Source organism: Edaphobacter paludis (genome assembly GCF_039993895.1).
GTDB lineage: Bacteria > Acidobacteriota > Terriglobia > Terriglobales > Acidobacteriaceae > Edaphobacter > Edaphobacter paludis.
Window position 1 is genome coordinate 241535 of record NZ_CP121194.1, and the last position, 11777, is coordinate 253311.

Annotated in this window: 7 protein-coding genes; 3 read left to right on the forward strand and 4 right to left on the reverse strand. The window is 54.7% G+C overall.

The annotated features are described in order from the left end of the window. Window positions 1-399: 399 nt before the first annotated feature. Together P4G45_RS00850 and P4G45_RS00855 are read left to right on the forward strand one after the other, a co-directional pair. Complete coding sequence (locus P4G45_RS00850; RefSeq protein WP_348267808.1) at window positions 400-3900, forward strand: carboxypeptidase regulatory-like domain-containing protein; 3501 nt, start codon at window positions 400-402, stop codon at window positions 3898-3900. Window positions 3901-4008: 108 nt separating this feature from the next. Next, window positions 4009-5520, forward strand: a complete 1512-nt coding sequence (locus P4G45_RS00855; RefSeq protein WP_348267809.1) for a glycosyl hydrolase family 39 — start codon at window positions 4009-4011, stop codon at window positions 5518-5520. Between the two features lie 64 nt (window positions 5521-5584). Here the strand turns inward: P4G45_RS00855 and P4G45_RS00860 are convergent, their stop codons facing one another. The 3 genes from P4G45_RS00860 to P4G45_RS00870 form a co-directional block, all read right to left on the reverse strand. After that, window positions 5585-5968: a hypothetical protein gene (locus P4G45_RS00860; RefSeq protein ID WP_348267810.1), complete on the reverse strand. Its 384-nt coding sequence runs from the start codon at window positions 5966-5968 to the stop codon at window positions 5585-5587. A 274-nt stretch (window positions 5969-6242) separates the two neighbouring features. Next, window positions 6243-6518 carry a glycosyltransferase gene (locus P4G45_RS00865; RefSeq protein WP_348267811.1) on the reverse strand — a complete coding sequence of 92 codons (276 nt, stop codon included), beginning with the start codon at window positions 6516-6518 and terminating at the stop codon, window positions 6243-6245. A gap of 515 nt (window positions 6519-7033) precedes the next feature. After that, on the reverse strand, window positions 7034-8641 hold the full coding sequence (locus P4G45_RS00870) for an alpha-amylase family glycosyl hydrolase (protein ID WP_348267812.1): 1608 nt from the start codon (window positions 8639-8641) through the stop codon (window positions 7034-7036). A 49-nt stretch (window positions 8642-8690) separates the two neighbouring features. Here P4G45_RS00870 and P4G45_RS00875 point away from each other — a divergent pair, with 49 nt between their 5' ends. Next, window positions 8691-10361, forward strand: a complete 1671-nt coding sequence (locus tag P4G45_RS00875; RefSeq protein WP_348267813.1) for an alpha-amylase family protein — start codon at window positions 8691-8693, stop codon at window positions 10359-10361. A 311-nt stretch (window positions 10362-10672) separates the two neighbouring features. Here the strand turns inward: P4G45_RS00875 and P4G45_RS00880 are convergent, their stop codons facing one another. Beyond that, a complete protein-coding gene (locus P4G45_RS00880) occupies window positions 10673-11737 on the reverse strand; it encodes an aldose epimerase family protein (RefSeq protein ID WP_348267814.1) in 1065 nt (354 codons plus the stop codon). Between the last annotated feature and the right edge of the window lie 40 nt (window positions 11738-11777).

Here is an 11777-nt window from a genome sequence, read left to right on the forward strand (position 1 = left end):
AGATTAGCTTGCGGCTTTGTCACTTCCGTCCTCTGTTTCTCAACAGGACGCACATTTCCTTGGCGGGGCATACCGAAAAGTATAGCGTGCGCTAAAGTGGTCTGCCGCCAACTGATGGCCTTTCGGCAGTCGATAGGCCCTTTGACATCGCTCTTGCCGTTGGAGGCATCATACGGAAAGAGCGGGCGAACGGAGGCGGCTTAGAGCGTAGAAGAGCGCCTTTACGGTGTACTCTTATCCCGCCTTTTAGTTGACACTGTGGTGATCACAGTGGTAAAAATCATCCGTCATTTTACGCAATCGATTGTGTAACTTGTAAACGGATCGTTATCGATTGATAAGGCTCTCGCAGCAACAAAGGGCCGCAACAATATTTACAAAGTTTCATTGGGAGGCAGTATGAGTTTGAATGCATTGTTTAATCGGCGGTATCTGCTGAGAGCCGCCCTTGCGATGATGGTGGCCCTCGTCGCACCGCTCGCCCACGCACAATTTCGCGCATCCATCCAGGGTACGGTCACGGACCCACAGGGCGAGGTCATTCCGGGAGCGACGCTGACCTTGACCGATACAGACACGAACCGTGTCTTGACGGCGACCTCGAACGCCAGTGGCGTTTATAACTTCAATGCTCTGCCTCCTGACCACTTCACGTTGGCGGCGGACGCGACAGGCTTTAAACATCAGGTGATCAACGGAGTCCGGATCATTCCGGAACAGGCCAATGCAGTGAACGTGCGGATGGATCTGGGCGAGGCGACGACCAGTGTTACGGTCTCCGGCGAGACTGTGCCCGCGCTGGACACAGAGACGGCTTCTATCAACGGGTCGGTGGACAGTAACCAGATCGAGCATCTGCCATCGTCGGGGCGCGATGTCTTCACGCTCATCCAACTGGCTCCCGGTGTCTTCGGCGACCAGTCTCAATCGGCCGGTGGCGGAGTGAATAACCTGCCCGGCACACAAGGACCCGGTGGCAGCGGCAGTGGCATCTTCCAAACCGAGAACGGCCCCCAGGCCAATGCGAACGGCGGTCAGTATGAGACCAATGGCATCAGTGTTGACGGCATCAGCACGGTAAGCGCCGTATGGGGTGGAACATCGGTCATCACCCCCAATGAAGATTCTGTCGGCAACGTTAAGGTCGTCTCCAACGGCTACGATGCGGAGAATGGCCGCTTCAGCGGCGCACAGATCCAGGTTACGTCGAAGACAGGCACCAATCAGTTTCATGGCAGCCTATTCTTCCGTGCCAACCGCCCCGGTCTTAACGCCTATCAGCGGTACAACGGCGCGGGATCCCTCAAGCCCATCACGCCGGGGGAGACCCCTGCACAACGAGGCCTACAGCGGGACGAACTGCGCTCCAATCAGTTCGGGGGCAGCATCGGCGGCCCCATACTGCACGACAAGCTATTTGCCTTCTTCGCCTACGAGACGCAGCGCGACCACTCATCATCCACCGGCACCGGCTGGTATGAGACGGCGGACTTCCGGGCACTCGCTCCATCTGGCAGCATTGCCTCGAAGTTTCTTTCGTTTCCGGGAGCCGGCGTCGCCCAGTCCGGTCTGATCAACCAGACCTGCGCAGACATTGGTCTTATTGAAAACGTGAACTGCCGCACGATCGCCGGCCAGGGGCTGAATCTTGGATCACCTCTGAAGCAGGCGCTGGGAACGCAGGATCTTTCCTGGCAGAGCACCAGCAACCCAGGCATCGGTGGAGGCCTGGCCAACGTCGCCGATATCGCAGACTACACGACGGTGAATCCGAGGACCAGCACACAGGTGCAGTACAACGGACGCCTTGACGCGGACATCACTAAAAAGGATCACGCTGCCTTCGCTATCTATTGGGTTCCGGTGAGCACTACAAACTACAACGGGAGCGTCCGTCCTTATAACCTGTATCACCACGCACAGATCAACGATGCGTTCTCGGTGATCTACAATCACACCTTCTCGCCAACGCTACTCAACGAGGCCCGCGCCAATGCTGCAGGCTGGCGCTGGAACGAGATCAGCACCAACCCGCAGGCTCCCTTTGGGCTGCCCAGCGCGCAGGTCGATGGACTTGGCAATCTCTCGGGCAGTGGCGCACTCTCTTCCTTTGGTGCCCCTGGGCCAAGCGATTTCGACCAGTGGACCTATAGTTACAAGGACGTCGCGACGAAGGTCGAGGGAAACCACACCGTCAAATTCGGCGGTGAGCTTACCCGGCTCTACTATCTCAATAATCCAACCTATGCTGTTCGCCCCAGCTATAACTTCTACAACATCTGGGACTTCCTCAACGATGCTCCGCATACCGAGAGCGGGAGTTTCGATCCATTTACAGGCACTCCGTCCACCAACCGCCAAGACACCCGCGAAGACCTATACGGCTTCTTTGTTCAGGACGACTGGAAGGCGCGTCAAAACCTGACCATCAACCTCGGTATGCGTTACGGCTACTATGGCCCGTTCTCGGCGAAGGGAGGCAACCTGAACACCGTTGTTCTGGGCACAGGACCAACCACATTTACAGGCCTGAGCGTTCGCCGCGGCGGCAATCTTTACAACGCGCAGAAGGGCAACTTCGGTCCTCAGATCGGATTCGCCTGGAGCCCTGACTACTTTCATGGTAAGTTCGTGCTTCGCGGCGGCTACGGGCTGAACTACAACCAGGAAGAGATCGCCATCACCGGCAATTCGGGCAATAACCCTCCGAATGTCATCAATCCTAACTTCGCGAGTGCGAGTCCGGCGAACATCAATCCCGGCATTATCTATGCCATTCCAGCAGACTCGCACTCACTGTTTGGATATCCGGCAAACCCGAACGTCATCTCAAAGTTCAATTCTGCCAACTTGCCGGTAGGCGGCAATGCCAGCCTCACGGCGTTCCCGGCAAACATGCCCACGATCCAGTCGCACCATTACTCTCTGGATACACAGCTTGACCTTGGGCACCAGTTCGTAGCTTCGGTGGGCTACCAGGGCAGTTCCACGCACCACATCATCGTTCAGCAAAACCAGTATGTGACCGCTTTTGCCCAGGGACTGGCTTTCAATCCACTTGTCACCAGCGTCGATTACTACGGCAATACCGGAAATTCAAGTAACAATGCCCTGCTTGTCGGGTTGAAGCACCAGATGGCGCATAACTTCATGTTCGATGCGGAGTTCAACTACTCAAAGACCATGGATGACGGATCGGGGCCGTACTTCGAGGATCCATATCCATACCTTCCTGGCGCTGCACGTGGCCGCTCGGACTTCAACTTCGGCAAAGCGCTGAAGATATACGGATTGTGGCAGCCGGTCCTGTTCCACGGCAATCACGCTTTCCTCGAAAAAACATTTGGCGGCTGGTCTCTCAGCGGTATCTTCAACCTCCACACCGGCTTTCCCTTCACTCCCATCTACAACGCAGGCGGAAATCTTTACTACGCCAGCAGCGGTTATAGTCAGCTGCGTCCCGCCGCCTACTACGGAGGGATCAAGCACAACACCGGCAACGATGCGTTCGAGAACGGCAAGCCGAATGTGAACGCCCCGCTCGCCGGAGCGAACCAGCCATACTTCGGGGTACCTATCGCGCCCGTTGCGGGGGGTGGATCTTCACTGGCAACTGCGTTAGGTCTGCCACAAAGGCCCGGCGTGTCCAGAAACTCGTTCGATGGTCCCGGCTATAAGGATCTCGATGCAACCCTTACCAAGTCCTTCGGGCTGCCGAATGCTCCGATCTTGGGCGAGAACGCCAGGTTCGAGATTCGGGCAGATGCTTTCAACCTCTTCAACAATATCAACCTCAACTCGAGCACTGTCGTTACTGACATCACAGCTTCCAACTTCGGCCAGGCAACTGCGGGTCTTGCGGGCCGAATCATCAACCTGCAGGCGCGTTTCAGCTTCTAACCAACTCAAGGGCGTGCGACCAGTTCACTCACATGGCTGGTCGCACCCTTCACTAATCCAGGGGATAGCTGGCGAGCCGGTGTTCGCTCTTTTCTCAGAGGTTCATCTATGAAGCACCTGCGCTCTTTTTTGTCTCTAGCTGTCGCTGTTCTCACCTTGGGTAGCCACAGCATGTTTGCTCAGCCTCCGGCTGAGACTGTTACCATCGATTCCCAAGCCTCCGCACATCCATTTCCGCACTTCTGGGAGGAGATGTTTGGATCGGGACGCGCGATTCTTACGCTGCGGGAGAGTTACCGCGATGACTTACGTGCCGTCAGGAAGGTGACCGACTTTCGCTACGTGCGTTTCCATGCGATTTTGCATGATGAGGTTGGCGTCTATAACGAAGATGAACACGGCAACCCTGTGTACAACTTCGCCTACGTCGACCAGATCTATGACGGTCTGTTGAAGAACGGTGTAAGGCCGGTAGTTGAGATCAGCTTTATGCCGAAGAAGCTGGCCTTCAATCCTGATGCGCTTCATCCGTTCTGGTACAAGCAGAATGTTTCCCCACCGAAGAGCATGGAGAAGTGGGACGGTCTGATGACCCACTTTGCACAGCATCTGGTGAATCGGTATGGGATTGATGAGGTATCGAAGTGGTACTTCGAAGTATGGAATGAACCGAACATCGATTTCTGGGACGGGATTCCGCGACAGAAGAGCTACTTTGAGTTGTACGACCACACCGCTCGCGATCTGAAGGCGGTGAGTCCACGGTTACAGGTCGGAGGGCCAGCGACGGCTGCGGCTTCGTGGGTGGATGATTTTCTGAGACATGCCGCTACGGACCATGTACCCGTGGATTTTGTCTCGACGCACGGGTATGCGGACGATACAGTGGAGAACCTTCTCGGGACGGACGAGAAGATTCCGATGGACGATCGCGTTTGCCGGGCGGTGGAGAAGGTACGGAAGCAGATAGATGCGTCCTCGATGCCAAACCTGCCGCTGTTCTGGACGGAGTGGAACGTACAGGGTATGGACGAGTCGCGGGATACCACGTTCGTTGGCCCAGCACTGGCAAATACAGTTCGTGAGTGCGATCGCAAGGTGAACATGATGTCGTTCTGGACGTTCTCCGATGTGTTCGAGGAGGGCGGCCCCATCTCGCGGCCATTTGAGGGGCACTTTGGTCTGCGGGCGAAGGGAGGCATCAACAAGCCGAGCTACTACGACTTCGCCCTGCTGCATGAGTTAGGGGAGCAACGCCTGGCAAATCCGTCGAAGGACATGCTTGTGACGAAACTGGCGGATGGCACTCTGGCGGTGGCGATATGGAACCTTGTCGATCCAGGGGAGAAGGGCGACGCTCGGACGATGCGGATGGAGTTTCGCAATATAGCCCAGGACGCCGAGGTGTCGATTCAGCGAGTGGATAACGAGCATGGCAATGTGTTGCCGAAATATGCGGCGATGGGAAAGCCGCTCGATCCGACGGAGGCGCAGGTAGAACAATTGAACCGAGAGACCGCGTTGGGACAGCCAGAGCAAATGAGGCTGAAGAACGGCCGCCTTGATCTGCGGCTTGAACCCGACGCAATGGTACTGGTGAAGGTCAAACCGCAGCCCTAGATTTACAGATTGGCGCTATAGAAAATGTCAATATGGTGCGGCCTTCAGCCTTAGCCACGATTCTTCAATTGATTGACACGATGGTGACGTTTCCTTTCCTGCGAAGAATGTTCACGCCTACGGAATCGGAGTATCGTTCGAAGGCTAGATCAACCTCACCATTCCCAACTTTCAGATTCCGAACCTCCACACGTTTGAGAAACTCCGGAAGCATCATGTGATGAAGTCGAATCTCCGAGTTTGTCGCATCAATCGAAAGACCGAGGCACGACTGTAGCGCCATGAATACTGCACCTGCCGCCCATGCCTGCGGAGCACAAGCCACTGGATACAAGGTGGGTGCCTTACCGAGCTGACGTCCAAAGCCGCAGATTAGCTCTGGTAAGCGGTGCAGATCTGTGAAGAGCGAAAGGTCGAGGAGACCTCCGAGGATTCGCAGTGCAAGCATCTTGTCCTGGCTGTTCCTGCAGCCATAGGCAATCAAGGCATTGTCATGAGGCCAGACCGTCCATTGAGATAGGACATCGGGTTATACCGTGCTTCGCCGGTTGCGATGGTGCGAACGCCCCACCCGGAAAAGAACTCGGAGGAAGCATTCTTTTCGCGCTTTACTGGATGGACCATTGCGGAGACTCCGACGGAGACGGGTTCATTGAATCACATCCGTTTGATTGAGATAGTTGCACAGGAAGCGATTATCTGCATTTCCCGGTGACACGCCGTCAGCGATTTACAGCACTCACGACGCACGGACGGCTTGATATCCCGGATATCCATCCGTCTTCCGGGAATTTCCAGAAATGAATCTTCTTTCTCTCTAGCCGGAGGGCACGCTCACAGATGGGACGCAGGCTGGCCTTTGTCATCGAGTCCGCACTTGCAAAGAGTGTAACCTCATGTCCCTGGCGCACCAACTCTTCGGTGAGATAGGACACAACGCGTTCCGTCCCGCCGTACAGTTTTGGTGGAACGCATTCATACAGAGGCGCTACTCGCATATTCACTCCTCCTCAGGTAAACCTCGTTCTCACAAACTAGGCCCCTATGCGAACGCCGTATTCGGAAACTGTCCATTACCCTCGAAGCTCCTCGGGTCTAAAGGACGGCGAGAAGAGGGCCACGGAGTTAGCCAGAACCAGAAACGTCTCTCGCTGAACATGCACACCAAACGAAGGGTCGTGTATTGGTTGCGCTAGGAATACGATACCGGGGGCAGATCTGAATGTGTGATGATACCTCGGGGAGGGCGCTCGGGCGTACTGCTGAAAGCCAGGCTTCAATGTTAGAGCGATAGGGGAGAATGGTAATCGGCAGTTTTTCAAGGCATGAACAATAAACTTGCCGTTCGACGAATCCGTGGATATACGAGGATCGTGGGCTGACCTGGCGATGCTATTCAATCTCGTATGTACGAGATCGAAACTTCCATCCTCCTCGGATGCCAAGCGTGAGCTAGTGGTACATCACTTGTCCCGGATGTCAGCATCCCCGTTCGGTGACGAGAAACCCGCTTCTAGGACATGTCGGCACCCTCGCTGCCAGGCGGCACATCGCGAATCAGTGTCTTAAGACAGATGATTAGTCCCTCAGAAGCTCTCATGTCGATTGAACCGATCACTTCTTGCCCCACTCGGTCAAGGTACGTCGATGCGAGGACAGTTCCCCTTTCCACCGTCATTGTCTCGGGGGCCGAACCGATGTTCAGCAACACCACAATGCGCTGCTTATCATCTATGCGCTGATAGCTCAGCACGTTCTTCTCGACAGTAACCGACTGCAGCGCACCACTCACTAACGTCAGATTGCTGCGCCGCAGATTGATTAGATTGCGATAAAGCTGCAGCATTGAAGCAGGATCATGCTCTAGTGCTGCGACGTTTATTGCTTCATGATCGCCGATAGGAAGCCAAGGGCGGCCCGTAGTAAATCCAGCCGAGGGAGTGCCGTTCCACGGCATCGGAGTTCGTTCTGGGTCGCGGCCCAAACCGAGTCCCGGTTCGTTCTTCTCCGCAGGGTCTTGCACCCGCTCCGGAGGAATCGGCACGTTTGTCATCCCTATTTCCTCACCGTAGTACATCGTTAGTGTTCCGGGAAGAGTGAAAAGCAACATGGCCGCAACAGGTGCCTGGGAAGTTCCAACCCTGGTCGCGATGCGTGCATTATCATGATTTCCCAAAACCCAATTGGGCCATGCGCCCTTCGGGAGAGCGGTGTGGTAATCAGAGATAACCTGCTTCACTGCTTCAGCGGTCCATGCGCATTGCAGCAGGTGGAAGTTGAATGGCAGGTTCGCGCCTTTGAGGTCCCTTCCGTAGTACGACATCAACTGTTCCACGGGTAAGTAGATCTCTCCGATCAGAACGCGCTGTGGAAACTCATCGACCACCGCCCGCATCCTGGCCACAAGGTCGTGAACCTCGGGTCGGTCTGAGTTGTACATCGGTAAGAGGCGGTGACTGGAGGGCTGGCCTAAGCGATAACCGGGGTTTGGCGGGTTATCGCGAAATTGATCGTCCTTGATCATCAGCCACATGACGTCCACGCGAAAACCATCCACGCCTCGTCGCAGCCAGAACCTCAAGACATCAAACATAGCGGCCTGCACGGCAGGGTTGCGCCAGTTAAGGTCGGGCTGTTGCTTGAGGAATGAATGGTAGTAGTACTGTCCGGTTGTTTCGTCCCATTCCCAGCCGGAGCCACCGAAGTTGCTTAGCCAATTATTCGGTTTATCGCGCCATAGGTACCAATCTCGCTTCGGATTCTCGCGAGAGGACCGGCTCTCCAGAAACCATGGGTGCTGATTGGAGGTGTGATTCGGCACAAAATCGAGAATCATCTTCAGACCGCGGCGATGAGCCTCCGCGAGCAGGCGATCAAAGTCCTCCATTGTGCCGAAGATGGGATCTATCCCACAATAATCGGCGACGTCGTATCCGAAATCCGCCATGGGTGATGGATAGATCGGCGATATCCAGATCGCATTGATGCCAAGCTGCACCAGGTAGTCGAGCCGCTGCAGGATCCCGTTCAGGTCACCAATGCCATCGCCGTCGCTATCTTGAAAAGAACGGGGGTAGATTTCGTATATGATTCCGTGCTGCCACCAGGTCAACTCTTGCATCTCACCAAACACTCCTGAAGATTTATTTTTCTAACGGAAGGTTGCTTGCATGATCAATGACCTTTGGTACAAGAACGCGGTCATCTACTGTCTGTCTGTCGCTACTTATATGGATGCAAACGGCGACGGTGTTGGTGACTTTACGGGCCTGATGCGTCGCCTGGATTATCTGCAAGGAATGGGTGTAACGGCAATATGGCTGATGCCGTTTCAGCCGTCTCCCTGCAAAGACGACGGCTATGACGTGGCAGACTACTACGGTGTTGATCCTCGATACGGCACACTGGGTGATTTTGTGGAATTTGCAGAAGGCTGCAAGCAGCGTGGGATGCGCGTTCTCATCGACCTGGTTGTGAATCATACTTCGAACGAGCATCCATGGTTTCAAGAGGCTTGCCGCGATCCGCAATCGAAGTACCGAAATTGGTATGTGTGGTCTAACAAGAAACCAAAGAATGCGGCTTCAGGAGTGGTGTTCCCTGGAGTGCAGAAGTCCACATGGAACTACGAGAAGACCGCGAAGGCGTATTATTTCCACCGCTTTTATGACTTTCAGCCGGATCTTAACACTGCTAATCCAGAGGTGCAGGCAGAGATCCTGAAGATCATGGGCTTCTGGTTGCAGTTGGGTGTCTCGGGCTTTCGCATGGATGCGGTTCCCTTTGTCATCGCCCAAAAGGGCGCCGGTCTCAAAAAGCCCGGCGAACAATACGACATGTTGAGGACGTTCAGTGAATTCCTTACATGGCGGAAAGGCGACGCAATCATTCTTGCGGAGGCGAACGTCCTGCCTGACACAGATCTAAAATACTTTGGCGATTCCGGGGAACGGCTGCAAATGATGTTTAATTTCGCCGTCAATCAACATCTCTTCTTTGCGCTGGCCAGCAGCGACTCGAGACCGCTGGTCAACGCGATGCAGACTACAAAGCCCCGTCCCGCAACTGCACAATGGGGACAGTTTCTGCGCAACAACGACGAACTCGACCTTGGCCGCCTTAGTGACAAACAGCGCGAGACTGTCTTCGCGGCGTTTGGTCCGGACAAGGATATGCAGCTTTATCAACGCGGGATACGGCGACGACTCCCACCCATGTTGCAGGGAGATCGCCGACGGCTGGAGCTCGCTTACAGTTTGATGATGACCCTGCCAGGTACTCCGGTAATTCGCTATGGCGATGAGATCGGAATGGGCGACGATCTTCGCCTACAGGAACGAAACGGCGCTCGCACGCCAATGCAGTGGTCGACCGAGCCGAATGCAGGCTTTACGGCAAGTGATAAGCCCATTCTGCCGGTGATCAGCGAAGGCCCCTACGGCTTTCAGCATGTCAATGTCGCAGCTCAGCGACGCGAGCCAAACTCACTTCTGAACTGGATGGAGCGCATCATTCGCATGCGTAAAGAGGTGCCCGAGATTGGCTGGGGAGATTTTTCATTCATCCCTACGAAGACACCTCAGGTTTTAGCTATGCGTTATGTCTGGCGCAACAATTCGGTGCTATGTATGCATAACTTGAGCGGTGAGCCCCAGGAGGTTCAGTTTTCGCTGCGCGCGGAAGACGAAAAAAAATGCACGCTTGTAAACCTCCTGTCGGAAGACCATAGCTACCCTGAGAAGAATGGTAAGCACTCCATCTTGTTTGAGCCTTATGGCTACCGGTGGTTTCGTATTTGCGGTTTGGATTATTTACTCAAGCGTTCGGAAACTCAGAATTGAGTTGAGATGGAATCCCTCCGGGACATCCATCATCGAGTCATCTTTACTACTACTAGCGTATAAGGACTGATCAGCTGCCAAAATCCCTTTCGCCACGGATTGGAGACGCGATATGGCGAAAAGAAAAAAGAAACAATCTGCGAGAACAATAATGACCTTGAGTTAAAGAGTATTCGGCTGGCATTGGCGATCACGATGCTGATTTCGGCCGGATGCGCAGTAGCGATCACGACTTTGAGGCCATCCAGCCTGGAACCTATGAAGTTACCGCGGTAAGACGAGGTTCTTAAGCCAGCAGTTAGCAACGCCGCTCATCTGGTGGTCATCACGGAAAATTCATACAAGGTCTCGCTCTGGTAGGTCTCACCTGGCCTCAACAGCGTCGACGGAAAGCTGCAATGGTGTGGACTATCAGGAAATCGCTGCGTCTCCAGACAGAAGCCCGAGTCCGCAACATATGGCCTTCCTGAGGCACTTAAATGCGAGCCGTCCAAAAAGCCTGCGGTGTAAAGATGAATCCCAGCCTCAGTCGTTTGCACTGTCAGCACTCTACCTGAGAGTGGATCGCGCACGGTTGCCGCAAACCTGAGCATGCCAGGCTCCCCCTGTACCACGTAGGTATGGTTGTAGCCCCGATTCAGAAGCAACTGGGCGTGTGGCTCGCGGATTCTTTCGCCAATCGCTCTTTCTGTTATGAAGTCGAATGGCGTCCCTTCTACATTTGCTAAGTCACCGACCGGAATGTATCTCTCATCTAACGGCAGGTATCGAGTCGCGCCTAGTCGAAGCAGATGGCCCAAGATTACCCCGTTCCCCTCTCCAGCCAGATTGAAGTACGCATGATTGGTCAGATTCACGACCGTGGCTTGATCGGCGCTGCATTCGTAGCCAAGACGCAGTGACGATTCTTCAAGGGTATAGGTTATCGTAGCTGTCAGGTTTCCTGGAAAGCCCTGATCGCCATCGGGGCTTTCCAGAGTCATAGCGACCCCATTTTGTTCCACGATCCGGGCGCTCCAAATGCGGGCATCGAAGCCGTCCTTTCCCCCATGTAGCGTAGTGTCGTACCCTTCATTTGCAGATAATGGATGTTTCACGCCGTCAATACAGACGGACGCTCCGGCGATGCGGTTGGCGTACCTCCCACATACGGCGCCGAAGTATGCTTTGTTTGGCGCCAGATAATCCGCCAACTCACCTCCCCCCAGAACCACATTCTCCAGCCTCCCCCCTACATCCGGCGTCCGAAGAGCGAGAATGGCAGCTCCGAAGGTCATTAGTGAGACTTCGAGCCATTCGTTCTTCAATATGAATCGATAAACTCGTTCCCCTGAGGGTAGAACGCCGAACAAATCCTGCTGCAGAGAGGTGGGCATGGCGAAGATCAATCCTTCCTACGCGTCATCATAGAGCACT

Excerpts from the sequence above, each read along its gene's own strand:
- P4G45_RS00875 (WP_348267813.1), top strand. The coding sequence starts at position 8,691 with ATGATCAATGACCTTTGGTACAAGAACGCGGTCATCTACTGTCTGTCT.
- P4G45_RS00855 (WP_348267809.1), top strand. The coding sequence starts at position 4,009 with ATGAAGCACCTGCGCTCTTTTTTGTCTCTAGCTGTCGCTGTTCTCACC.
- P4G45_RS00860 (WP_348267810.1), bottom strand. The coding sequence starts at position 5,968 with ATGCTTGCACTGCGAATCCTCGGAGGTCTCCTCGACCTTTCGCTCTTC.
- P4G45_RS00865 (WP_348267811.1), bottom strand. The coding sequence starts at position 6,518 with ATGCGAGTAGCGCCTCTGTATGAATGCGTTCCACCAAAACTGTACGGC.
- P4G45_RS00870 (WP_348267812.1), bottom strand. The coding sequence starts at position 8,641 with ATGCAAGAGTTGACCTGGTGGCAGCACGGAATCATATACGAAATCTAC.
- P4G45_RS00880 (WP_348267814.1), bottom strand. The coding sequence starts at position 11,737 with ATGCCCACCTCTCTGCAGCAGGATTTGTTCGGCGTTCTACCCTCAGGG.
- P4G45_RS00850 (WP_348267808.1), top strand. The coding sequence starts at position 400 with ATGAGTTTGAATGCATTGTTTAATCGGCGGTATCTGCTGAGAGCCGCC.